This is a genomic window from Microbacterium sp. SW12 (assembly GCF_055391095.1).
On sequence record NZ_AP024335.1, the window covers coordinates 318,197 to 342,009 of the forward strand.

Here is a 23,813-nt window from a genome sequence, read left to right on the forward strand (position 1 = left end):
GACTAGCATGGCTCACAGCAGGGGCTTTCGCAGGCCTGAAGCAGACTTTTGCCGAAGGGAGGGTCGCGTGGCGCGCATCATCGTCATCGATGACGACGCGGACATCGTCCGGCTCGTCGCGATCCGTCTCGCTCGTGCTGGCCACGATGTTGACGAATACTACGACGGCACCTCCGGACTCGGGGCGATCCAATCGTCGAAGCCGGACCTTGCCGTTGTCGACTGGATGATGCCGGGTCTCGACGGCATCGGCGTCGCGCAGGCGGTGCGGGCGGATGCCGCACTCGCCGCGATGCCCCTGCTGCTGCTCACGGCCCGCTCAGACCCCGCCGAACACGATTACGCGTGCGCGCAAGGTTTCTCTGCTGTCGTGACCAAACCCTTCACGAAGGCGGAGTTGCTGAGCGCGGTCAGCGCGCTTCTTCCAGAGGACCAGGCCGCTCCGGAAGCCGGCTGAGCGGATCTGCCAGCAGGCCAGCGAACGCCGCCTCGGCGGCGCCGATCAGGAGCCTGTCATCGGCCTGGACCGCGGCGCGGATGTCGACGTCCTCGGCGTTCGCGGGCATCGACTGCGCGCGTACGAGATCGGTGAGCTGATCCGTGGCCCCCTCCGTGAGCATCGCGAGGAAGCCGCCGAGCACGATCGCGCGAGGGTTCAGGACGTTGACGGCGTTCGCCAGTGCTGTCGCGAGAATCCGTCGTTGCCTGTCGGTCTCGGCGGCGACGCTGGGGTCATCGGATGTCGACAGCGCAGCAGCCAACGTCGGGTCGTCGGCGCTCGTCAGGCCGACTGCCCGCAGAAGCCGTGAGCGGCTGACTTCGTCCTCGAGGACGCCCTCGGGAGCTTGCTGATCGGCCGTGCTGGCGATGCCGGGACGGTTCTGACCGAACTCACCGGCGTAGCCGGAAACCCCTCGCACCGGCATCCCGTGAACGATCAGACCGCCACCGATGCCGCTGGCGCCACCGTTGAGATAGACGACGTGGTCGAGTCCCCGCGCCGCGCCGTAGAGGTGCTCGGCGACGGCTCCGAGGGTCGCGTCGTTGTCGACGGCCGTGGGCAGCCCGGTCGCGTCGGCGACGAGTTCCCGGATCGGTGCATCGTGCCATTCGAGGTGGGGGGGCGGTGCGCACCAGGCCGTCCCGCGCGCGGACGAGCCCGGGAACCGCGATCCCGATGCCGACGATGCGGCGCCCTGCGAGTGCGGTCTCCTGCCACGCAGCGACCGTGTCGGCCACGAGAGCCGCAGTCTCGCCGGGAGTGACGAGTTCGGTGCGCTCGATCCGGCGACGGGCGGCCGACGCGCCGCGAGGGATCGGGGGCGGTCTCTGTTACGAGGCCCGCCGTGCACAGTTCGGCAACGAGATCGGCGATCGTCGAACGGTTGAGTCCCGTCGCGAGGGTCAGAGCTGCCCGCGACCGAGGGCCTTCGAGGTGGACCTGCCCGAGAATGCGAGCGAGATTGCGGGTCCTGACGCTGTCGGTTCCCGGCTCTACAAGCCGAGCCGCACCGAGGACGAGTCCGGCGTGTGGGATTCCGCTGCGGCCAACATGCGCACCTACCTGCTCCTCAAGGAACGGGCGCAGGCCTTCCGCGCCGACCCCGAGGTGCAGGAGGCGCTCGCCGCCTCCCGCGTCCCCGAACTCTCGGTGACCACCCTCGGCGACGGCGAGTCATACGACGACCTGCTCGCTGACCGTTCGGCCTACGAGGATTTCGACCCGTCGCAGTACTTCGGCGGCAAGGGCTTCGGCTTCGTGCGTCTGCAGCAGCTGGCCACCGAGCACCTGATGGGCGCCCGCTGACGTGACACTGGTGATGGGGGTCGATTCGTCGACCCAGTCGTGCAAGGTCGTCATGACGGATGCCGAGACCGGCGCGGTCATCCGGGAAGGCCGTGCCGCCCATCCGGCGGGTACCGAGGTGGACCCCGCCGCGTGGTGGTCAGCGCTGCAGGAGGCGGTCTCGGCCGCCGGCGGCCTCGATGATGTGGCTGCCTGGTCGATCGGGGGTCAGCAGCACGGCATGGTGGTGCTGGATGCCGATGGTCGCGTCATCCGTCCCGCGCTGCTGTGGAACGACACCCGGTCCGCCGGGGCGGCGACCGATCTCATCACCGAATTCGGTGCTGAGGACCTTGCTCGGCGCACGGGTCTCGTGCCGGTCGCCTCGTTCACCATCACGAAGCTCCGGTGGCTGCGCGATCACGAACCCGAGAACGCAGCCCGAGTGGCGGCAGTCGCACTCCCGCACGATTGGCTGACGTGGCGGCTGCGAGGCTACGGTCCTCGCGGCGAGTCTGCTCGCGGTCCCGTGCTCGAAGAACTCGTCACGGACCGGTCGGATGCCTCGGGCACCGGGTACTGGTCGCCGGATGCCTGGCGTGCGGACGCGGCAGGGAAGGTCGTGGCCGACGGCTACGACCGCGATCTGCTGGCCGCCGCGCTCGGCCATGACGCCGCGCTCCCCCGGGTGCTCGGTCCGCGGGAGTGGGTGGCAGGTCGCGACGGCAGGCGTGTCGCGCCCGGCGCTGGGGATAACGCCGGCGCCGCGCTCGGGGTCGGTGCCGGCCCCGGCGATGTCGTCATCTCGATCGGAACGAGCGGAACCGTCTTCGCCGTGAGTGAGCATCGGACGATCGACCCCACCGGGACTGTTGCCGGGTTCGCGGATGCCGACGGGCATTTCCTGCCGCTTGTCGCGACCCTCAACGCGGCGCGGGTGCTCGACACGATCGCGGCGTTGCTCTCCGTCGACCACGATGGCCTCAGCCGGCTAGCGCTGGCCGCCGAGCCGGGAGCCGCGGGCCTGACCCTCCTCCCGTACTTCGAGGGGGAGCGCACGCCCAATCTGCCGGATGCGACAGCTGCCCTCACCGGCATGACCCTCGCCTCGACAACACGCGAAAACCTGGCCCGCGCCGCCGTCGAAGGCATGCTGTCTGGGCTCGGCGCTGGCCTGGACGCCCTGCGCGCTCTCGATGTGCCGCTTCGCCGCGCGGTACTGATCGGTGGCGGCGCTCAGTCCGACGCAGTTCGCGAGATCGCCCCGGCGGTGTTCGGGATGCCCGTGGAGGTTCCGTCGCCCGGTGAGTACGTGGCGCTCGGCGCCGCTCGTCAGGCTGCGTCCGTCCTGGACTGATCTCCCCCTCCCGTCCGTGCCCGCGAGACTGCACGGTGCAGCCTCGTGCGGGCGGGGAGGGGGTCGCGCTCGGCTGCCGGACTCACAGCGATCTCGTACCCGCGGTCCGTAGGTTGGCGGCATGAGTCACGCGTCGGCCATGCACCCCGCGACCTCGCAGCTTTCGCACCCGGCTTCCGATGAGGTGACTGTCTCGCTCTCGCAGTTGAGGGCCGCCCGCGACGAGGTGCAGCGCTTCTTGTTGCCGTACCAGTTCGGCCTGAAGGAAATCGAGACGAAGGTCGAGATCCTGCGCGACGAGTTTCTGCAACTGCACGATTACAACCCGATCGAGCACATCTCCAGCCGCGTGAAATCCGCCGACAGTCTCGTCGCCAAGGTCGGTCGAAAGGGCATCGACGGGGACTTCGACTCGATCCGAGCGCACATCACCGACATCGCGGGCATCCGGGTCACCTGCAGTTTCGTGGCAGATACGTACCGCCTGTTCGACCTGCTCACCCAGCAGGACGACATCGAGGTGCACTCGGTGAAGGATTACATCGCCGATCCGAAACCCAATGGCTACAAGAGCCTGCACGCGATCGTGCGGGTTCCCGTATTCCTCTCGACCGGGCGCGTCGACGTGCCGGTCGAAGTCCAGTTCCGCACGATCGCGATGGATTTCTGGGCGAGCCTCGAGCACAAGATCTACTACAAGTTCGACCGCCAGGTACCCGAGACTCTGCTTGCGGAGCTGAAGGATGCCGCGGCAAGCGCCGCAGAACTCGACGAACGGATGCAGCGCCTGCACCGTCAGGTGCACGGCATCCGTCCGGCTCCACCGCGAACTCTCGAGGTCTGATCTTCCGCCGCTCTAGCAGGGCTGAGCTCCCGGTAGCAACCACCCCCACCGGGAAACCCTGCTCGACTAGGGTGGAATCCCACCAGGAAGGGGTGCCGTGCAGACATGGCCAGGGTCGGCGTATCCGTTGGGTGCGACCTTCGATGGGAACGGAACCAACTTCGCCCTCTTCAGTGAGGGCGCTGACCGAGTCGAGCTGTGCCTGTTCGGCGAGCGCGGTCGGGAGACACGCGTCGACATGCTCGAGGTCGATGCGTACGTGTGGCACGCGTACCTCCCCAACATCGCACCGGGGCAGCGCTACGGGTACCGCGTCCACGGCGAGTACGACCCGACATCCGGCAAGCGGTTCAACCCCAACAAGCTGCTCCTTGACCCCTACGCGAAAGCTGTCGACGGGCAGGTGAACTGGGGCCAGTCGGTGTTCGGTTATACCTTCGGCGACCCCGACTCGCGCAACGACGACGACTCCGCCGCCGACATGATGAAGGGCGTTGTCATCAATCCCTTCTTCGACTGGGGCGGTGACCGGCCGCCGCGAATCCCGTACTCGGAATCCTTCATCTACGAGGCCCACGTCAAGGGGCTGACGATGCGGCATCCTGACATTCCGGATGAGATCCGCGGCACCTACAGCGCCATCGCGCACCCGCTGATCATCGAGCACCTCAAGCGGCTCGGGGTCACGGCGATCGAGCTGCTGCCGGTGCACCAGTTCATCAACGACTCGATGCTGGAAGAGAAGGGCCTCTCCAACTACTGGGGTTACAACACGATCGCCTTCCTCGCGCCGCAGAACACCTACTCCTCGTCGGGGCAGCGGGGGCAGCAGGTGCAGGAGTTCAAGGGCATGGTGCGCGCCCTGCACGAGGCCGGTATCGAGGTCATCCTGGATGTCGTCTACAACCACACCGCAGAGGGCAACCACCTGGGTCCCACACTCTCCTTCCGCGGCATCGATAACGAGGCCTATTACCGCCTCGAGAATGACGACAAGCGGTACTACACCGACTACACCGGCACGGGCAACAGCCTGAACGTCGGCAACCCGCACGCACTGCAGCTGATCATGGACTCGCTGCGGTACTGGGTGCTCGAGATGCACGTCGACGGCTTCCGCTTCGACCTCGCTGCGACCCTCGCCCGCGAGTTCTACGACGTCGATCGACTCGCCACGTTCTTCGAACTCGTCCAGCAAGATCCCGTGGTCAGTCAGGTCAAGCTCATCGCCGAGCCCTGGGATGTCGGTCCCGGCGGCTATCAGGTCGGGAACTTCCCGCCGCAATGGACGGAGTGGAACGGTAAGTACCGCGACACCGTCCGCGATTTCTGGCGGGGTGAGCCGCAGGCCCTCGGAGAGTTCGCCTCGCGGCTGACCGGATCCAGCGACCTGTACGCGCACTCCGGGCGCTGGCCGGTGGCATCCATCAACTTCGTCACAGCTCACGACGGGTTCACGCTGCGCGACCTCGTCTCGTATGAGCAGAAGCACAACGAGGCCAACGGTGAGGACGGGCGCGACGGCGCTGATGACAACCGGTCGATGAACTTCGGGGTCGAAGGTCCCACCGACGACCCGCAGGTCAACGAACTGCGGGAGCGGATGCAGCGCAACTTCATTGCGACGCTGCTGCTGTCGCAGGGTGTGCCCATGCTGCTGCACGGCGACGAGCTCGGGCGCACGCAGGGCGGCAACAACAACGGTTACGCCCAGGACAACGAGATCACCTGGATCGACTGGGAGAACGTCGACGCGAGTCTGATCGATTTCACGTCGGCACTGGCCCGCCTGCGCCGCGATCACCCCACGTTCCGGCGTCGCCGCTTCTTCGACGGGCGTCCCGTCCGCCGCGAAGAAGTGGAGCGCATCCCCGACATCGTGTGGCTGCGGCCGGACGGCACGCAGATGCAGCCGGAAGACTGGGACTCCGGATTCGGACGCTCGATCGGCGTGTTCCTCAATGGGAACGGCATCCGTGAGCGCGACCGCCGTGGCGAGCCGATCACCGATCTGCACTTCCTCGTGCTCTTCAACGCCGGCGACGAGCCGGTCGAGTTCACGCTCCCGGATGTCGAATTCAGCCCCAACTGGGACGTTCTGGTCGACACCGCCGGGACGCTCGCCAACACCGAGCCGGTCCATCCGGGCGCGGCAGTGGACCTCGCTGCCAAGTCGGTGGTCGTGCTGTGCGAGCACGTCGAGGAAGAGGTCGAGGTCGACAGGTTCGTCGCAGCCTCCCTGGCCACCGGAACTGTCTCGATCGACGAGGTCCCGGGAGCGGCCCCCAAGGAAGAACTGTCGAGGTAGCGATGCATCCTGAGTCGACGTACCGCCTGCAGATCCGCGCCGCGTTCGACCTGGATGCCGCAGCCGCCGTCACCGGGTACCTGCGCGACCTCGGCGTCGGTTGGGCCTATCTTTCCCCGCTGTTGCAGTCGACTTCCGGCTCCGATCACGGATACGACGTCGTCGACCCGACCCGCGTAGACCCCGCCCGCGGCGGGGCGGAGGGACTCGAACGCTTCGCCGCTGCCGCGCGCGCCGCGGGCCTCGGCATTCTCATCGACACGGTTCCCAACCACATGGGGATCGCGGTGCCCGCCGAGAACCCGTGGTGGTGGGACGTGCTGCTGCGTGGTCGCGACTCGCGGTACGCCGCAGCGTTCGACATCGATTGGGAGTTCGGCGGCGGAAAGGTGCGAGTGCCGGTCCTCGGGTCGGACGCCGACGAGATCATCGATGCGATGGAGATTCGGGTGGATCCGGCGCCGACGGCGCTCGCGCCCCACGGCACGGTGCGCTACTTCGACCACGAGTTCCCGCTCGCGGAGGGGACCGCGCCGGCGGAAGCGACGTCGTACCCGGATGCCGTCCGCCAGGTGCTCGCTCGACAGCACTTCGAGCTGATGTTCTGGCAGCTCGAGGCATCCGAGCTGAACTACCGGCGCTTTTTCGCGGTCTCGACCCTGGCGGGAGTGCGCGTCGAAGACCCGGTGGTCTTCGACGAGGCCCACGAAGAGGTGGCGCGGTGGTTCCGGGAGGGGCTGGCCGATGGCCTGCGCATCGATCACCCCGACGGGCTTGTCGACCCCGGCGGCTATCTCGAACGGCTCGGCTCGCTCACCGGCCGCCGGTACACGCTGGTCGAGAAGATCCTCGAGCACAGCGCGACGGAGCATCCTGAGTTGCTGCCGGCCTGGTGGGACACCGACGGCACGACCGGGTACGACGCCATGGCCGAGATCGACCGCGTCCTCATCGACCCTGACGGTGAGGGTGCCCTTGACGCCCTCGACGAGCGGCTGCGCCGCGCGACCGGCCTGCGGCCGGCGCAACCCTGGCCCGATCTCATCCACGACACCAAGCGGATGATCGCGGACACGATCCAGGGCAGCGAGATCGCCCGACTCGTGCGATGTCTGCCCGAGCACGTGGCGCTCGCTGCTCCGGATGCCGCCGATGCCCTGGCTGAGATCCTCGCCTGCTTCCCCGTCTACCGCTCCTACCTCCCCGCCGGGCGGGAGGCACTCGATGAAGCCCTGGCCGAGGCATCCGCTCGCCGCCCCGACCTGGCCGCGGCGATCGATACGCTCTCGCCGTTCGTGGCCGACCCGGCGCTCGAGGTGGCCCGCCGCTTCCAGCAGACGACGGGCCCGGTTATGGCCAAGGGCGTCGAAGACACCGCGTTCTACCGGGCCACGCGCCTGGGCACCCTCACCGAGGTCGGCGGGGATCCGTCGGTGTTCTCGCTATCGGTCGCGGGGCTCCACGAGGCGTTTGCCCGCAGGCAGGCACAGCGGCCGACATCGATGACGTCCCTGTCGACGCACGACACGAAGCGCGGGGAGGACGTGCGGGCGCGCCTCTCGGTGCTCGCCGAGATCCCGCATCGCTGGGCGAACGTGCTCGAACAGTTGCGAGGAATCGCCTCGACGGGACACGGGCCGTTCGACGCCCTGCTGTGGCAGGCGATCATCGGATCGTGGCCCGCCACTCCTGAGCGCCTGCACGCCTACGCCGAGAAGGCAGCACGGGAAGCGGCAGAGGCAACGACCTGGTGGAATCCCGATGCCGACTTCGAGCGCCGGATGCACGCCGTCGTCGACGCTGCGTACGGTGAAGCCAGGGAACTGGTCGAGGCTTTCGTCGCCGAGATCGCGCAGCCGGGGTGGAGTAACTCGCTGTCTGCGAAGCTCGTGCAGGTGGCTGGGCCCGGAGTTCCCGACGTTTACCAGGGGTCGGAGTTGTGGGAGACCTCTCTGGTGGACCCCGACAACCGTCGCGCTGTCGACTTCGCGAAGCGCGCGGCGATGCTCGCCGAGCTCGACCGTGGCGAGTCCGAGGGGAACGTTCCCGCCATCGACGCTTCGGGGGCAGCGAAGCTCCTGGTCACCTCGCGCGCGCTGCGGTTGCGGCGCGACCGGCCCGAGCTGTTCACGCGCTATCTACCCGTCGAGGTGCTGGGTTCGGCGTCCGGGCACGCCATAGCTTTCGACCGGGGTGGGGCGATCGCCGTCGCCACCCGGCTGCCCGTGCGCTTGGTGGCACGGGGCGGCTGGGGCGACACCCGGATGCTGATCCCGGGCGGAACCTGGACCGATGCGCTCACGGGCCGGGCCTATCCCGGCGGAGACGTGCCCCTGGGCGAGGTGCTGAGCGCGCTTCCTGTCGCGCTCCTGACACGTCAGACACCCGAGAAGCGTCGAGACACCGCACGTGACGGGGTTTCTCACACAGGCTCCGGTGTCTCGGGTTCCAGAGAAGCGGAGGAAGCATGATCGAGGTCTGGGCTCCCCGAGCGGAGCGGGTACGGATGCGTCGACCCGGCCATGCCGACGCGGAGATGACCGTGCGTGAGCGCGGATGGTGGACGGCAGACGTTGAGCTTGCTGATGGTGACGAGTACGGGTTCGTCCTCGGGGACGGCGACGCGCTGCGCCCCGATCCGCGGTCGCGGCGTCAGCCCCGGGGAGTGCACGAAGCATCGGCGTTCTTCGACGCCGAAGCCTTCGCGTGGACCGACGGCTCGTGGACCGGACGTCAGTTGGCCGGCGGCCTGATCTACGAGATGCACGTCGGAACCTTCACTCCCGAAGGCACCCTGGATGCCGCCATCGAGCGGTTCGATCACCTGATCTCGCTCGGGGTCACGCACGTCGAGCTGCTGCCGGTCAACGGGTTCAACGGCGTCTGGAACTGGGGCTACGACGGCGTGCTCTGGTACACGGTCCATGAGGCCTACGGCGGCCCCGCCGCCTATCAGCGGTTCGTGGATGCCGCGCACGCCGCGGGGCTGGCCGTCATCCAGGACGTCGTCTATAACCACCTCGGCCCCAGCGGGAACTATCTGCCCGAGTTCGGCCCGTACCTGCGTGATGCGGCGCGCAACACGTGGGGACTGTCGGTCAACCTCGACGCGCGCGAGGTGCGCGAGTTCATCATCCAGAACTCCCTCATGTGGCTGCGCGATTACCACGTCGACGGGCTGCGGCTGGATGCCGTGCATGCCCTCCGTGATGAGAGCCCGACCCACATCCTGCAGGAGCTCGCCGAGGCCGCCGATGCCCTCTCGGCGCACCAGGGTCGGCCGCTGACGCTCATCGCGGAGTCCGATCTGAACGACCCGACTCTGATCCTGCCGCGGGAAGCCGGCGGGTACGGTCTCACCGCACAGTGGAGCGATGACTACCACCACGCGCTCCATGTCGCAGTCAGCGGCGAGACCGTGGGGTACTACGAGGACTTCGGCGCGCTGGGCGCCTTCCCCAAGGTCTGGACCGAAGGGTTCTTCCACAACGGCACCTACTCGTCGTTCCGGGGGCGGGACCACGGCTTCCCGATCCCACCGACGGTTCCCACCTGGCGGCTGGTGACCTTCGGCCAAGACCATGATCAGATCGGTAATCGCGCCGCCGGCGACAGGCTCAGCCAGTCCCTCTCCACCGACCGGCTTGCCGTCGCAGCGGTCTTGACACTGACTACGCCCGGAACGCCGATGCTGTTCATGGGCGAGGAATGGGGAGCATCCACGCCGTGGCAGTTCTTCACCTCGCACCCGGAGCCCGAGCTGAGGGAAGCTACCGCAAAGGGTCGCATCGAGGAGTTCGAGAAAATGGGCTGGGACCCGGCGATCGTCCCCGACCCGCAGGATCCCGAGACCTTCCACCGCTCGAAGCTGGACTGGGCAGAGGCATCCACCTCACCGGAGGTGGGGGTCGACCACGCGCGGCTGCTGCAGCTGTATCGCGACCTCGCCGCGGTGCGTCGCGCGCGGCCCGAGCTGACAGATCCCGCCTTCGCGGACTGCGATGCGCTTTCGGGGAGTGGTGCCGACAGCGATGATCCGCGGGCGCGGTGGTTCGTGCTCCAGCGCGGTGAGCTATCGGTCCTCGTGAATCTCACCGGGTCGTCGCACACCTTCGCCGTGGCGCCGGATGCCGTCATCCTGCTGAGCGCGGGAGGGTGTGAGGTCGAGCCCGTCATCACCGCGGCGTCCGGCCCCGACCCGTCGGGCGCGGCATCCGTAATCACCCTCGCCCCCGACTCCGCCGCGATCGTCGCCCCCGCTCGCCCCTGACCCGAGCTCCGAACCGAGCGCCGAACCCACAGGTTTGGGTGCGAGCCCACACGTTTCTGCGTGCGGATCGTGTGGGTTCGCGCAGAAGAGTGTGGGTTCGTGCCGGTGGTTGCCCCTGACCCGAGCCCGGGCTGGTGCTCGCTATCGTGAAGGGATGTCCGCGAATCTCCTGATCATCCCGCTGCTGGCAGCGCTCGCACCGCTGCTGACCCGGGTGATCGGGCGGTGGTTCGCGGTTCCGATCGTCGTGTTCGAACTCGTGCTCGGCATCCTGGTCGGGCCGTCCGTGCTCGCCTGGGTGGAGCCGGTCGACTTCTTCGCGGCCCTCGCTCAGTTCGGACTCGCGATGCTGTTCTTCGTCGCAGGATCCGAACTCGACTTCACGGCCTTCCGCGGGCGAACCGGCCGCAACGCCGCGGTCGGATGGCTGCTCTCGCTCGGGATCGGCATCCTGATCGGCCTGCTCGTCGGCCCGCTGGGCGCGGCGATCATCATCGGCATCGCGCTGTCGTCGACGGCCCTCGGGACGATCCTTCCCATCCTTCGCGACGCCGGCGAACTGAAGACTCCGTTCGGCAAGGCGGTTGCGGCAGTCGGCGCGGTGGGCGAGTTCGGTCCGCTGGTCGCGATCTCCGTCTTCCTCGGCGGGCGAGACCCGGGCGTCGCCTCGATCGTGCTCGCTGCCTTCCTCGTGATCGCGGGGCTTGCGATCTGGCTCGCCTTCCGGATCCCGCACGGGATGATGCACCGCGTGGTCAGCGCGACGTTGCACACGTCGGGACAGTACGCGATCCGTGTCGTGTTCCTGATCCTCGGGGCGCTGCTCGCCCTGAGTATTGCGCTCGATCTCGACATCCTGCTCGGGGCGTTCACCGCAGGAATCGTGTGGCAGCTCATGATGCGCGACGCATCCGAGGAGAACCGTGAGGCTGTCGAGAGCAAGATCGAGGGGATCGCCTTCGGATTCCTCGTGCCGATCTTCTTCATCTACACCGGCGTCACCTTCGACCTCGCGGCACTGCTGGCAAACCCCGCGCTACTGCTGTTCGTGCCCGTCGTCCTCGTGGCGTTGCTGATCGTGCGCGGTGTGCCGTCGATGCTCGTCGCACCGCCGGGGTCGCGCGTGCGCGATCGGATCGCTCTTGGTCTCTTGGGTGCGACGGGCCTGCCGATCATCGTCGCCGTCACCGCGATCGGCGTGGACGAGAATCTCCTCACCTCGGCGCAGGCAGCCCTGTTCGTGACCGCGGGAATGCTGTCGGTGCTGATCTATCCGCTCATTGGAATGCTGTTGCGAGGCGAGCGCGTCAGCCGCGTTCCCGCCGAGCTGGATGACGCGGTCTAGCGCGGTGAAACCAGCTGATCTGCCCGGTCTGCTCGCGTGGGCCAGAGCTGAACTCGCCGCGGCGCCGCGGGAGCTGCTCGGCGAGGTAGTGACACCACGGATGCTGGGCATTCCGCGCGCACCGAGGGTCGTCCTCCGCGATGAGGCATGGCATCTCGGCGTGCTCCTGCTCGGCCCCGTCGACCTCTACGCGACCGGCGAGATCGTGAGGTCGCGGGAGCCGGCGCGCCGCGGATACACCGCGGAGTCCCAGCGTGCGCGGGCTGGGCTCGCCGAGGCGGCGTTTCGTGGCGGCATCCTGCCCGGCGCCCCGGTCCACCTCGGGTGGCGGCGCATCGACACCTCGACCCTCGGTGAGCAGCCATCAACACAGATAGCGCCGCTCGCAGTGAGCGACGGGCAGCTTCGCGTGCGCTGGAGTATGGCCGGCGGCTACGCGGATGCCGAGACCTACGTTCGCGAGCGGGTCGAGCTGGTTCGGCATCCGCCCCAGGGCGCCACCTGATCCGGTTGCGGCTCTCCCCGAGGTAGGAGAAATCACGCAGGTAGGTGGGTTCTGGGGCTAAACGTCCTACGCCGCGGATTCTTCCTACCGTCGCGAATAGCCGAGGCGCCTGATCCGCCGCTAGGAGCGGGAGGAACGGGTGCTGCGGCCGCGCACGATGCCGACGAAGGCCTCGACCTCGGGTGTGGTGCGCTGGGCTACCCATGCCAGCGCGATGCTCGAGGTGGGACCGCCCGCGAGGGTCCGATACGTGACGTCCTTGCGGTGATGCAGCCGCGCGAGCGACATCGGGACGATCAGGATGCCGACACCCGCCGCCGCCAGTTCGACAGCCGCCTTCGTGTCCGTCGGGGCCACGAAACGCGGCTCGAGGGTTCCCGGGGCTGTCACCCGAAGGACGTCATCCTCCGGGACGATGAGGACCTCGCCCGCCAGGTCCTCGGGGGTAAGCTCCTCGGCCACCGACAGTGCCGAGTCGCTTGAGAAGACCACCACCGGGACCTCGTCATAGAGCGGGATGGCATGGAGGTCGGTCTTGTCGATGGGCAGTCGGACCAGCGCCGCATCGACGCTCCCGGCCACCAACTGGTCACGCTGCGAGGCCGGGCTGATCTCCACCAGCTCCAGGCGCGTGCGCGGCATCCGTTCTCGCCACAGCGAAATCCACTTTCCCGGCGTCGCCCCGGGCACAGCTCCCAACCGGAATAGCTCAGCCGGAGGCGTGTCAGGTGGCACAGGCGCATCACGTGATCGGGGAGATCGGTCGCGCCTGGCCATCCCGTCAGGCTACCGCCACGACAATGGCGATGAGGTTGCCCAGCTCAGGCGGCGAGCCGGAGGCCGCGACGATCTGTCGCTACCCGCTCGTTCTCACCGACGGTCTCGTCGTCGCCGAGAAGCGAGCCGACCGCCACGCGCGCGTGGGCGCCGATGACGGTGCGGATGCCGATCTTGGAGCCGGCGCCGATCGCCGCTCCCGGGCCGATGTGCGCGTGCGGCGCAACGACGACCTCCGGACCGATGAGCGCGTCAGACTCGATCCACACGCCGCGGCCGATTCGGGCGCCAGCAGCGATCTGAACTCCCGGCTCGACATACGCCCCAGCCTCGACGATCGCCGTCGGGTGCACCTTGGCCCCGTGCGCGATCAGCCCCCGCCCGTTGGCGTGCTTGCGATACCGCAGCGTCTCGCCGTGGTCGTTTTCGATGTCGACGTAGTTCTTGCCCACGATCTCCTCCACGGGGCCGTTCGGCCCCAGTACCTTCCCCAACGCCGTGGTACGGAGATTCATTCCCCTGCATCCGTTTGCCGCTGATTGCTTCGTAGCGGCAATGGTGCCGGATCTCGGGTTCGTCGTCTCCCGGCTTGACAACTCTTCGGAACGGGTTCGATTTCGGATTGGCAGAGAATGGGAGGCATGCCAACCGACGATCTCGGCGACGCGCAGCAGGCTGATCCGGCGACCCCGAATCAGCCTTCGACCCCGTCTCCGGAGGCCACCCGCACCCTCGTATTCGATGAGCGAGCCACCGCGCACTCGCCGGCCGAGGACATCCTCGGCATCCTCACCGGAACCTTCACCGCATCACTGGGGCTCTATCTGCTGCAGTCCTCGGAAGCGGTCACCGGCGGCACGGCGGGACTCGCGCTGCTGATCCAGTACGCGTCCGGGTTGCCGTTTTGGATGCTGTTCCTGATCATCAACCTTCCGTTCGCCGTGCTCGCGGTGTGGCAGCGCGGCTGGAGCTTCACGATCCGGACCGTCATCGCGATCGCAATGGTCTCGGGGTGGTCGGTAGTGCACCACGCCCTCTTCGCTATCGATGGCCTCAACCCGATCTACGGCACCCTCGGCGGGAACCTCCTGGCCGGGGTGGGTCTGCTGATCTTGTTCCGGCACCGGGCGAGCCTCGGCGGGATCAACATCATTGCACTCATCGTGCAGGATCGCTGGGGATTCCGGGCAGGCTGGACCCAGATGATCTTCGACGTCATCATCGTTGCCGCGGCACTGCTGGTGGTGCCGTGGCCCAACGTGGTGCTGAGCGCCCTCGGCGCCGTCGTGCTCAACCTCGTGCTGGCGATGAACCACCGCCCGGGCCGCTACATCGGTCACTGATCTCGCGGTCGCTGCCGGCTGCCCGCGACCGTCAGGTCTGGCAGCGCGGGCACCAGAACACGTTCCGTTCCCGCGTGGCGTCGGCACCGAGTGCGCCGGCGAGAATCGGCGTTCCGCATCGACGGCATGGCCTTTTCTCCCGCCCGTAGACCCACATCCGCTCGCCCCTCCGATCGACGCCCGTGAACGTGCGCTCGACGCGATCGCGATTCGCGCGGATCATTCGCGTTCCGACCTCGAGCAGGGCACGCGCGTCGACCTGAGTTCCCGGTGTTTCGGGATGGATGCCGCGCACGAACAGCATCTCGTTCGCGTACACGTTTCCGAACCCCGCAACGTTGCGCTGGTCGAGCACCGCGACATGGATCTCTCGAGGGTCCGCGCCCACGCGCCTGGCCGCTTCGTCGAGATCCCAGCTGTCGCTGAGGGGGTCGGGCCCGAGGTAACCGACAAGCTCGTCCTCGCGTTCGGTCGGAACAAGGGCGATCTCGGCGAGGTCATATCCGACAGCTTCGGCATCCGTCGTTCCGACGATTGCCCGAGCTCGAAACGCCGGCGCCCGCCAGCGCTCCCCGGGACGGTAGACGTGCCACTCGCCCTCCATCTTGAGGTGCGAGTGCAGCGTCCACGGCCCGATGCGCGTGAGGAGGTGCTTGCCGCGCGGCAGCACCCCGTGGACCTGTTCACCGGTGAGGTCCGCGGTAGCCAGCTGCGGCACGCGCAGATCGAAACGGGTCACCGTGTCGCCCGCGAGCGCCGCGTTCAGCATCCGCGCCGCACGAAACACGGTGTCACCCTCAGGCACGCGGCGACCCCGAGGTCTTGCGCAGAGTGAGGCCGCGCGGGGTTTCGACGAAGCCTGCCTCGCGCAGGGCGCGGGCGAAGGCTGTCCCGAAGATCGGGTCACCGTTCACCTGCTCGACAGTGAGCGTGTCGAGGTGCCGTGCCCGGGCGGTCTCGGCGAGGTTGGCTGTGGCCGCGGCAACTATCGCGTCATCGGAACTGAAGACGAGCGCTGACTTGCCACCGCGCTCGAGATACAGCGCGAGCTCGCCGTCGACGAGCGTCACGAGGGCTCCAGCCTTGCGGCCAGGGCGATGACCGACACCCTCGAGGGTCGGCCAGGCGAGCGCAGCACCGTATGCGGTCGCGGGGTCGGTGGCAGCCAGGGTTATCGCGGCCAGCGGAGCGGGGTCGGCAACCGCGGAGAACTCGCGCAAGCGATCGACGGTAGCGGATGCCGCGAACTGTGCCCCGCCGAGCTTTTCGACGAGGTATCCGCGGCGACAGTGGCCGGCACGTTCGGCATCCGCGAGCGTGCGATACACCTGCGCGAATCCGCCCGGGACCGCCTCGCTCTGGACAGAGCCGCGGGTGACGACCCCGTAGCGGTCGAGCAGGATGCCGGCAGTCGCAGCGGCCCGCACCGTGGGCTCCGGCTCCGGGTCGGGAAGAAGCGACCAGCGACCGCCAGCTCCCGCGCTCACACCGCCGACGCTCGCGCGCGCGCCGCTTGTGATGGAACGGGGGAGGGTGGCCGCGATGGATGACGCGCGGAACATTCGCGCACGGGGAGCGCGCCTGGCGCTGCGGTGCGCCTGGGACCCGCCCGACAGCAGACCGCGCACGGGAGCGAACGTGTCATTTGTGACCCGGCCCGCCCACGTCAGGGCCCAGAGCGCCTCGATCACCGACTGCTCGTTAGCGGCGTCAGTGAGACTCCGAAGCTGCCCCGCGAAGTACGCCCCGCCGCCGGCGAGCGCGTCGAGGATGCGTGCCTCGAGGGACTCAGCTGCGATGTCGTCGTCGGGTCGGGTCGGGAGGCTCAGGGCGATGGCGTCGGCCGGATGCAGCGCGATCCACCCGTCGCGTCCTGGGAGGGTTCCGTGCCCCGACCAGATGACCTCCCCCGTAGCGGTGAGTTCGTCAAGCAGCGCGGGGCGATAGTCGCGAACGCGACTCGGCAGAACGAGTGACTCCCATGCACTGGCGGGAATCGGCACGCCGGCCAGTTGCTCGATCACGGCGAGTACGCCGTCGACGCCTTCGAGCGGGCGGGTCAGGTGCTGCCACGCGGGCAGGAACCGGGCGAGTGCCTCCTGCGGCACGGGCTCGATGCTTCCTCGGATCGCTGCGAGCGAGCGCATCCGCAGCCGACGCAGTACTTCCGAGTCGCACCACTCGTTCTCGCCGCCGTCGAGTGCCGACGAGGCGGGGAGAAAGTAGCCGCTCGTGACGCGACCTTGCGCTTCGAGTCGCTGCAGCGTCAGTCGCCCGACGGCGGTCCCGATGCCCAGTCGCTCGGCGACGGCATCCGTGGTGAAGGGTCCGTGGGTGCGGGCGTGCCGGGCTACCAGGTCGCCGAGCGGGTCTGCGACCGGTTCGAGGAACGCAACCGGGATGCCGACGGGCAGCGGAATGCCGAGGGCGTCGCGCAGGCGTCCGGCATCTTCGATGGCCGCCACCCGATCGACACCGGCGATCGTGACCTCGATCGCACGGCGACTGGCGACGAGCGTCTCGAGGTGAGCCGTGGCCTCGGCGACTGTCGCGGCCGCTCCGGTGTGCTCGAGGTCGGCTGCTTCCGTCTCGGCGGCACCGGATACCGCCTGCAGCCGTGCCGCTACCTCTGCGCCAGACAGCGGTCCGAGCAGCCGGAGCAGGTCGGCGACGCCTTCGAGCCCGCGGACGCGGCGGTCCGGCGCGACGTGCTGCGCCTCGGATTCGAACTGGGTGATGACGTCGGGGTCGAGAAGCTCGCGCATCTCCACGGTGCCGAGCAGCTCCGACAGCAGTGCAGGGTCGACGGCCAGCGCGGCGGCGCGGCGTTCGGCAAGGGGCGAGTCGCCCTCGTACATGAACGCGCCGACGTAGCCGAACAGCAGGTCTCGCGCGAACGGCGAGGGCTGTGGAGTCTCGACCTCGATGAGGCGGATGCGGCGGTCGGCGATCGACCGGACGATCCGAAGCAGCGCGGGCACGTCGTACACGTCCTGTAGAACTTCGCGCAGCGTTTCGAGGATCACGGGGAATGTCGGATGCCGACGGGCTACCTCGAGCAACTGGGCTGACCGTTGCCGCTGTTGCCACAGCGGGCTACGGCGGTTCGGATTCATCCGGGGCATCAGAAGCGCCCGGGCCGCGCACTCGCGGAAACGGGACGCGAACAGGGCAGACCCGCCGACCTCTTGCGTGATGAGTGGCTCGAGCTCGTCGGCGTCAAAGACGAACAGCTCGGCGCCGGGCGGCTCGCTCGTGGTGTCGGGAACGCGCGCGATGATGCCGTCGTCGCTCGCAACGGCGGATCCCTCGACACCGAGCCGCTCCCGGATCCTCGCGCTGACCGCAAGCGCCCATGGCGCGTGGACTTGCATGCCGTACGGGGAATGCAGGATGACACGCCAATCGCCGACCTCGTCGCGGCCGCGTTCGACAGTGAGGCTTCGATCGGTCGGCAACGTCCCGGTGGCTTCGCGCTGGTCAGCGAGGTACGCGAGCAGATTGGTCTTCGCGTTCGCGTCGAGCCCGGCATCCGTCAGTCGCGCGTCGGCGGCAGGAGGTGGCGCAGTGGAGATCTCACGCGTGAAGGCTCCGAGCGCCTCCCCGAGCTCCGCGGGCCTGCCGATCCCGTCGCCGTGCCAGAACGGCACCCGCCCCGGCTGGCCGTATGCGGGGAGGACGTTGACGCGATCGTGGGTGATCTCGACGATGCGCCAGCTCGTCGTGCCGAGCGTGAAGACGTCGTTCACGCGCGACTCGTAAACCATCTCTTCGTCGAGCTCGCCGACGCGCGCGTTCTGGCCCTCGCCCGCGACGAACACGCCGAACATGCCGCGGTCAGGGATCGTCCCACCGCTCGTGACGGCGATGCGCTGCGCGCCCGGGCGGCCGGTGAGGGTTCCGGCATCCCGATCCCACACGACGCGCGGACGGAGCTCTGCGAACTCGTCTGAGGGAAACCTGCCGGCGAGCAGGTCGAGGGTGGCTTCGAACGCCGAGCGCGGAAGCGAGCGGAACGGGGCGCTTCGTTTGACGGTCTCGAACCACTCCTCGACGTGGAGCGGGGCGAGGGCCGCTGCTGCGACGGTTTGCTGCGCGAGGATGTCGAGCGGATTCTGCGGCACCTGGATCGCCTCGATCTGACCCGCGAGCATCCGCTCCGTGACGATCGCGGTGTGCAGCACGTCGGAGCGGTGCTTGGGAAACAGGGAAGCCCGGCTGATCTCGCCCACTTGGTGACCGGCGCGGCCGATGCGCTGCAGGCCGGATGCCGCGCTCGGCGGCGCTTCGACCTGGATGACGAGGTCGACAGCTCCCATATCGATGCCGAGCTCGAGACTGCTCGTGGCAACGACGCAACGCAGGATGCCGGACTTGAGTTCCTCTTCGACGAGTGCGCGCTGCTCTTTCGAGACGGACCCGTGGTGGGCCTTCGCGAGCACGGCATCAGCCCCAGCCGTCTGGCCGCTTTGCGCGGGCATCGCTGCCGCGATCGTCGGTTCGGGGAGCTCGATACCCAGCCGCTCTGCGTAGATCTCGTTGAGCCTCGCGGTGAGACGCTCCGCGAGCCGCCGCGAGTTGGCGAACACGATCGTCGACCGGTGTTGAAGGACCCGGTCGACAATGGCCTCTTCGACATGAGGCCAGACCGATCCCGTCATCTCCGTGTTCTCGGGGCGTGGGGGTGTTCCGCCGGATGGCGAATACCAGTCTTCGCTTTGTCCGGAGGTCGGTGCTGTGGCATCCGTCGACCGCACGCCTGGCCCACCCGTGGTGGATGCCGCGGCCGGCGGTGGGTTGAGCATGTCTTCGACCGGGACCGTGACCCGCATCTCGAAGGTTTTGGATGCCGGCGGCGCGACGATCTCGACCGGGGCTGCGCCCCCGAGGAACCGGGCAACCTCGTCGATCGGTCGCACCGTCGCCGATAGGCCGATGCGCTGCACGGATGCCGCATCCGGCCTCTCGGCGCGGATCATGGCGTCCAGGCGCTCGAGGCTGAGGGCCAGGTGCGCGCCGCGTTTGGTCGCGGCCACGGCGTGGACCTCGTCGACGATGACCGTGTGAACTCCCGTGAGGGTGCGGCCCGCCTGGCTCGTGAGCATGAGGTAAAGCGACTCGGGGGTCGTGATCAGGATGTCGGGCGGCGTCGCGACGAGCTTGCGGCGCTCCGTCGACGGGGTGTCTCCGGAGCGGACGCCGACCGAGACCCCGGGGAGGCTCAGCCCGCGTCGGCGGGCTGCCTGGTCGATGCCGACGAGCGGCGAGCGGAGGTTGCGCTCCACGTCGACACCGAGAGCCTTGAGCGGTGAGATGTAGAGGATGCGGGTGCCCGCGGCATCCTGCGGGGTTTCAGCCTTCTCCCGGAACACACGGTCGATGGCCCACAGGAATGCCGAGAGCGTCTTGCCGGAACCGGTCGGAGCAACCACGAGCGCGTGGCGGCCCGCCGAGATCGCCTCCCACGCGCCGGCCTGAGCCGGGGTCGGTGCGGTGAATGCGCCGCGGAACCAATCCTGCGTGGCAGGACCGAACCTCTCGAGCACATCCGCCATCCCCCTATCTTCGCCCGCCCCACCGACATCCGGGGCGGTCTCGGTCCCAGCCCGCAGCGAACTCCTCAGAACGGGCGACGGATGCTGCGTGGGGCGCCTGCGGCCACGGTAGGTGGCCCGATCTTGAGGAGTTAGCGACGCTGTGCATCGCGGGGTTCGTCCCGGCCCTGACGCAGAACGTCGACGCGAACGGGGCTGCCCCAGCGAGTTGACAGACGAACCGGGCGGCGCCGCCCCCAAGGGAGTACCGTGACGGTGAGCAAAGGAGCGACCATGGCATTCGACCAGGTGGTGCACGGACGGCAGGACGATTTCGAGGCCCGGCACGGCGACCGTGGACGGTTCACGTTCGCCAAGCACGTCGTTGTTCCCAAAGAGGGCACTCAGCTACAGGTCTCATTCATGGAGATCCCGCCGGGTCAGTCGGCGTACCCATATCACTGGCACGCTGGCGTCACCGAGGCCTACGTCATCCTGTCGGGAACGGGTCGGGTGCGTACCCCGGGTGCCGAATTCGACATCGGCCCGGGGGAGGTCGTCGTCTTTCCACCCGGGCCGGCGGGCGCGCACCGGATGACGGCTACCGGCGGTGAGCCGCTCCGGTACGTCGACCTGGACACGACATCCGAACAGGACGTGATCGGCTACCCGGACTCGCGAAAGACGATGGCGTACACGACCGCCCGCCCCACGATGCTCTTCCGTGACGACGACGCCGTGGACTACTACGACGGTGAGCCTGACGCTGGGTGAGGGGCGAGACCGGGTGAGCGGGTGACGCGGAGCGCACACATGTGAGCGCGGACGTGCGAGAGTGACGTACGGAGGATCCCATGCGTGCCACCCCAACCGTCCTCGCCGCGACTCTTCTCACCGCGTTCCTCGTCGGCATCGGCGCCGCACCCGCCCTCGCGGAGCCCGGCAACGGTCCCGGCGTCAGCGATCCCCCGCGGGCTTCGACCGAAGCCACGGTCGTCGCGATGCGGCACCAGAGCGGCCTGTTCGGAGCCCAGGAGACGGCGATCACCGACCCGCAAACCCCCTACCCGACGACGATCACCGGCACCGGCAGGACGTTCTCGACGGCTCAGATCGTGCTCAACGACCCGAACTCGAGCAGCCCGGGCGACATCCCGTCGAGAACTCGGGAACGCTCGCCGCCGGCACTCCGGCGGGAACGACCCGGGTGGTGACCCTGCCGGCTGTGCCCGCCGGCGCAACGTGCATCGTCACGCAGACCGCTGACGGGCACACTGCCGATGCGGTGCTGGCGTCCACCACGACGGTTCCGGCATCCGTTGTTGCGGTGGCGAACTCCACGGTATCGGCGACGGTCACCGACACCTTCGCTGCACCGACGCCAACGCCGACGCCAACGCCGACACCCACCCCGAGTCCCACCTCGACCCGGCTTCCCGACACCGGAGCGTCGGCGCCGCCATCCTGGGGGATGCCGGCGGCTCTGCTGACCGCGGGGCTCGCCGTCATCGCTCTCGACCACGTTCGCCGTCGCTCGCGCGCATCACGCTAGCCCGGGGGTTCCCGGTGGCGAACTCCTCAAGACCGGGGTTCTACAGCCGCCGCGGAGCGGAAACGCAGCTTCCTGGCGCCGAGATTGAGGAGTTGGCTACGCGCCGGACTCGGGTTCGACGTCCCCTGCCGACGAGTCTTTGACTGAGCCGGCCGCCGCGTCTGCCGCGAGGCCTGCGACGAAGTCGAGTTTGTCGAGCACCGGAGTGGACAGCACGAACGGGTAGAGGTCGTCGTAGCCCATCGACCGGTTCATCATGTTCAGAGCGGTCGACAGTGGCATCCACGTCTTCGTGACGCGCTCGCGGAACGATGCGGTCGGCGCGGGGCGGAGCAGGCCGAATTCCTCGGCGGTCTGGATGCTGTCGCTGATGTGAAGGTAGTGGGCCCAGGTTTCGGCGAAGTCCTCCCACGGGTGCATCGTCGCGTATTGCGAGATGAAGCGCTGTTGCCAGTCATCCGGGGCACCCTCGGCGTAGTGGCGGTCGATAGCGGCCTGATAGTCCTCGGATTCGTCGCCGAAGAGCTCTCGTGCGCGGTCGCGCGTCTGGTCGTCGGTGATGAGAAAAGACTCGTAGTAGTGCCCGATCTCATGGCGGAAGTGACCGAGCATCGTGCGGTACGGCTCGTCGAGCATCGCCCGCACCTTCTCGCGGTGCGCATCCTCTGCCTCGGCGAGGTCGATCGTGACGATGCCGTCAGCGTGCCCGATCGTCACCGGTTCCGCCACGCTCGAGAGCAGGTCGAAGGCGACGCCGCGGGGGTCGTCGGTGCGGTCGAGAATCGGGATGCCGAGCTCGTCGAGCTCCGCGATGAGGTGGCGTTTGGCGCGTTCGGCGGGAGCGTAGTTCGAGATCCCCTCGAGGTCGGCGTCGTTGGGACGTGTGCGGGTCAAGCCGCAGCTGAAGCACAGCCCGCCGGCATCCGTCGTCAGCCACGTGCAGCCCGATAGCCCGAGGTTTGCGCACACGTGCCAGACGCCACCCTCGGCATCCGTGTATGTGCGGTCGTCGGTATCGAGCGGCACGATGTCGCGCTCGGCGCGGGAGTATCCCAGCGGTGTCTCGCATGAGACGCAGACCGAGTTCTCGAAGAACAGGCGATTGCCGCAGACCCGGCAGGTGTAGGACTTCACGGGCGAATCCTCGCACACGAACACGACGTGTCAGGAGGGCTTGCGCTCGCGGCGATCCGCGTCCGCGCGCAGGTCGCAACGGCGCATGGAGTTGGCGGCGCGCCGGGCGGACGGGCTGGATGCCGGCGTGTCGCGCACAAACTGCGCCGTTGCGACCTGGGGCCGGTGGGGCGGAGTCGTCAGGATACCGGGGCGACGTCGACCGAAACGCGCAGGGTCGAACGCTTCGCGGTGGTGAAGATGATTCCCTTGACGGGGGAGACATCGCCGTAGTCCCGCCCCCAGGCGACGGTGACGTAGCGGTCGTTAGCCCACTGGTCGTTGGTCGGGTCGATCGCGAGCCACTCGTCAGATCCCGGCATCCAGACCGCGAGCCATGCGTGCGACGCGTCGGCGCCGACGATCCGCTCGCGACCGGGCGGCGGCTGGGTCGCGAGGTATCCGCTCACGTAGCGCGCCGCGACCCCGTGGCTGCGAAGGCACGCGAGGGCGAGGTGCGCGAAGTCCTGGCAGACCCCCGCGCGCGTCCGGAACACCTCGGCTACCGAGCTGGTGACCGTGGTCGCCGTCTTGTCGTAGTCGAAGTCGGCCTTGATGCGGTGCATGAGGTCGGTGGCCGCTTCGCCGATCGGTCGCCCGGGCGTCAAGGATGCCGCGGCATACGCGTGGGCTTCGGCGACGTGTTCGGCCTTCGGGGATGCCACAGCGAACTCCGCGGCGGCCCAGGCGCCGGGCGCATCAGGATGCTGCACCGGACGCGATCGCTCCCAGGGCAGCGCCAGCGCCGCATCGTCATAGCGGGGTGCTTCGACGGTCACGTCGGTGCGGGCGTCGACGACCAGGCGCGTGTGGGGCACAGTGACGTGGAAGTACGTCACGACGTTGCCGAAGGCATCCCGCTCGTGGCTGATGTCGTTCGGCTCGGGATCGATCGTCACGGTGTGCGACGCGATTTGCTGCCACGCGACCGGTCTCGGGGCCACGTGCGCGAGCCCGAGGCTGTTGCGCACATCGTCGCTGTATTCGTAGACGGTCCGGTGCGACACCGCGTACTTCAT

The 23,813-nt window shown here is 68.4% G+C and carries 19 protein-coding genes and 1 pseudogene; 13 read left to right on the top strand and 7 right to left on the bottom strand.

All coding sequences use genetic code 11. The annotated features are described in order from the left end of the window. The first annotated feature begins 67 nt into the window (after window positions 1-67). Window positions 68-457 (top strand): response regulator transcription factor, encoded by a 390-nt coding sequence (locus MICSW_RS01650; RefSeq protein ID WP_228177393.1) that lies wholly within the window; start codon window positions 68-70, stop codon window positions 455-457. Here the strand turns inward: MICSW_RS01650 and MICSW_RS01655 are convergent. After that, on the bottom strand, window positions 411-1,352 hold the full coding sequence (locus MICSW_RS01655) for an ROK family protein (RefSeq protein WP_464496571.1): 942 nt from the start codon (window positions 1,350-1,352) through the stop codon (window positions 411-413). The genes MICSW_RS01650 and MICSW_RS01655 overlap by 47 nt on opposite strands. Window positions 1,353-1,435: 83 nt before the next feature. On the opposite strand from MICSW_RS01655, the pseudogene MICSW_RS01660 reads away from it, so the two are divergent. The 8 genes and pseudogenes from MICSW_RS01660 to MICSW_RS01695 form a co-directional block, all read left to right on the top strand. Continuing rightward, window positions 1,436-1,807 (top strand): annotated as a pseudogene (locus MICSW_RS01660) (xylose isomerase); the annotation flags it as partial. A gap of 1 nt (window position 1,808) precedes the next feature. Beyond that, window positions 1,809-3,143: a xylulokinase gene (xylB, locus tag MICSW_RS01665; RefSeq protein WP_464496572.1), complete on the top strand. Its 1,335-nt coding sequence runs from the start codon at window positions 1,809-1,811 to the stop codon at window positions 3,141-3,143. Between the two features lie 121 nt (window positions 3,144-3,264). Then, entirely contained in the window at window positions 3,265-3,987 is a 723-nt protein-coding gene (locus MICSW_RS01670) for a GTP pyrophosphokinase (protein WP_292727800.1), read from the top strand. Between the two features lie 97 nt (window positions 3,988-4,084). After that, window positions 4,085-6,295, top strand: a complete 2,211-nt coding sequence (glgX, locus tag MICSW_RS01675; protein ID WP_464496573.1) for a glycogen debranching protein GlgX — start codon at window positions 4,085-4,087, stop codon at window positions 6,293-6,295. Between the two features lie 2 nt (window positions 6,296-6,297). After that, the gene (gene treY / locus MICSW_RS01680; protein WP_464496574.1) at window positions 6,298-8,766 is read left to right on the top strand and encodes a malto-oligosyltrehalose synthase; all 2,469 of its coding nucleotides are present in this window, start codon (window positions 6,298-6,300) and stop codon (window positions 8,764-8,766) included. Beyond that, window positions 8,763-10,565 carry a malto-oligosyltrehalose trehalohydrolase gene (gene treZ / locus MICSW_RS01685; protein WP_464496575.1) on the top strand — a complete coding sequence of 601 codons (1,803 nt, stop codon included), beginning with the start codon at window positions 8,763-8,765 and terminating at the stop codon, window positions 10,563-10,565. The genes treY and treZ overlap by 4 nt, the downstream gene beginning before the upstream one ends. Window positions 10,566-10,719: 154 nt before the next feature. Further along, complete coding sequence (locus tag MICSW_RS01690; protein WP_228177385.1) at window positions 10,720-11,910, top strand: cation:proton antiporter; 1,191 nt, start codon at window positions 10,720-10,722, stop codon at window positions 11,908-11,910. Between the two features lie 4 nt (window positions 11,911-11,914). After that, entirely contained in the window at window positions 11,915-12,415 is a 501-nt protein-coding gene (locus MICSW_RS01695; RefSeq protein ID WP_464496576.1) for a glutaminase, read from the top strand. 120 nt (window positions 12,416-12,535) lie between these two features. Here the strand turns inward: MICSW_RS01695 and MICSW_RS01700 are convergent, their stop codons facing one another. Both MICSW_RS01700 and MICSW_RS01705 read right to left on the bottom strand, forming a co-directional pair. Next, complete coding sequence (locus tag MICSW_RS01700) at window positions 12,536-13,150, bottom strand: LysR family substrate-binding domain-containing protein (protein ID WP_464496577.1); 615 nt, start codon at window positions 13,148-13,150, stop codon at window positions 12,536-12,538. Window positions 13,151-13,236: 86 nt separating this feature from the next. Next, window positions 13,237-13,644, bottom strand: a complete 408-nt coding sequence (locus MICSW_RS01705) for a transferase (RefSeq protein WP_374198000.1) — start codon at window positions 13,642-13,644, stop codon at window positions 13,237-13,239. A 189-nt stretch (window positions 13,645-13,833) separates the two neighbouring features. Between MICSW_RS01705 and MICSW_RS01710 the strand changes: the two genes are divergently transcribed. Further along, window positions 13,834-14,535, top strand: coding sequence for a YitT family protein (locus MICSW_RS01710; RefSeq protein WP_228177381.1), 702 nt, complete (start codon window positions 13,834-13,836; stop codon window positions 14,533-14,535). A gap of 31 nt (window positions 14,536-14,566) precedes the next feature. On the opposite strand, the gene MICSW_RS01715 is transcribed toward MICSW_RS01710, so the two are convergent. Then, complete coding sequence (locus MICSW_RS01715; protein WP_464496578.1) at window positions 14,567-15,340, bottom strand: DNA-formamidopyrimidine glycosylase family protein; 774 nt, start codon at window positions 15,338-15,340, stop codon at window positions 14,567-14,569. Continuing rightward, window positions 15,333-20,090 (bottom strand): Lhr family ATP-dependent helicase, encoded by a 4,758-nt coding sequence (locus MICSW_RS01720; RefSeq protein WP_464496579.1) that lies wholly within the window; start codon window positions 20,088-20,090, stop codon window positions 15,333-15,335. Before MICSW_RS01720 ends, MICSW_RS01715 begins: the two co-directional genes overlap by 8 nt. A gap of 273 nt (window positions 20,091-20,363) precedes the next feature. Here MICSW_RS01720 and MICSW_RS01725 point away from each other — a divergent pair, with 273 nt between their 5' ends. The 3 genes from MICSW_RS01725 (at window position 20,364) to MICSW_RS01735 (ending at window position 21,621) form a co-directional block, all read left to right on the top strand. After that, window positions 20,364-20,843, top strand: coding sequence for a cupin domain-containing protein (locus MICSW_RS01725; RefSeq protein WP_228177378.1), 480 nt, complete (start codon window positions 20,364-20,366; stop codon window positions 20,841-20,843). 80 nt (window positions 20,844-20,923) lie between these two features. Next, the gene (locus MICSW_RS01730; protein WP_464496580.1) at window positions 20,924-21,283 is read left to right on the top strand and encodes a hypothetical protein; all 360 of its coding nucleotides are present in this window, start codon (window positions 20,924-20,926) and stop codon (window positions 21,281-21,283) included. Continuing rightward, window positions 21,280-21,621 (top strand): hypothetical protein, encoded by a 342-nt coding sequence (locus MICSW_RS01735; protein WP_347425176.1) that lies wholly within the window; start codon window positions 21,280-21,282, stop codon window positions 21,619-21,621. The genes MICSW_RS01730 and MICSW_RS01735 overlap by 4 nt, the downstream gene beginning before the upstream one ends. A 96-nt stretch (window positions 21,622-21,717) precedes the next feature. Here the strand turns inward: MICSW_RS01735 and MICSW_RS01740 are convergent, their stop codons facing one another. Both MICSW_RS01740 and MICSW_RS01745 read right to left on the bottom strand, forming a co-directional pair. Continuing rightward, window positions 21,718-22,755 carry a zinc-binding metallopeptidase family protein gene (locus MICSW_RS01740; protein WP_464496581.1) on the bottom strand — a complete coding sequence of 346 codons (1,038 nt, stop codon included), beginning with the start codon at window positions 22,753-22,755 and terminating at the stop codon, window positions 21,718-21,720. Between the two features lie 179 nt (window positions 22,756-22,934). Beyond that, the gene (locus tag MICSW_RS01745; RefSeq protein ID WP_464496582.1) at window positions 22,935-23,813 is read right to left on the bottom strand and encodes a transglutaminase family protein; all 879 of its coding nucleotides are present in this window, start codon (window positions 23,811-23,813) and stop codon (window positions 22,935-22,937) included.

Coding starts and splice junctions, on each gene's coding strand:
- MICSW_RS01670 (WP_292727800.1), top strand. CDS start 3,265: ATGAGTCACGCGTCGGCCATGCACCCCGCGACCTCGCAGCTTTCGCAC.
- treY (WP_464496574.1), top strand. CDS start 6,298: ATGCATCCTGAGTCGACGTACCGCCTGCAGATCCGCGCCGCGTTCGAC.
- treZ (WP_464496575.1), top strand. CDS start 8,763: ATGATCGAGGTCTGGGCTCCCCGAGCGGAGCGGGTACGGATGCGTCGA.
- MICSW_RS01690 (WP_228177385.1), top strand. CDS start 10,720: ATGTCCGCGAATCTCCTGATCATCCCGCTGCTGGCAGCGCTCGCACCG.
- MICSW_RS01710 (WP_228177381.1), top strand. CDS start 13,834: ATGCCAACCGACGATCTCGGCGACGCGCAGCAGGCTGATCCGGCGACC.
- MICSW_RS01720 (WP_464496579.1), bottom strand. CDS start 20,090: ATGGCGGATGTGCTCGAGAGGTTCGGTCCTGCCACGCAGGATTGGTTC.
- MICSW_RS01725 (WP_228177378.1), top strand. CDS start 20,364: ATGGCATTCGACCAGGTGGTGCACGGACGGCAGGACGATTTCGAGGCC.
- MICSW_RS01730 (WP_464496580.1), top strand. CDS start 20,924: ATGCGTGCCACCCCAACCGTCCTCGCCGCGACTCTTCTCACCGCGTTC.
- MICSW_RS01745 (WP_464496582.1), bottom strand. CDS start 23,813: ATGAAGTACGCGGTGTCGCACCGGACCGTCTACGAATACAGCGACGAT.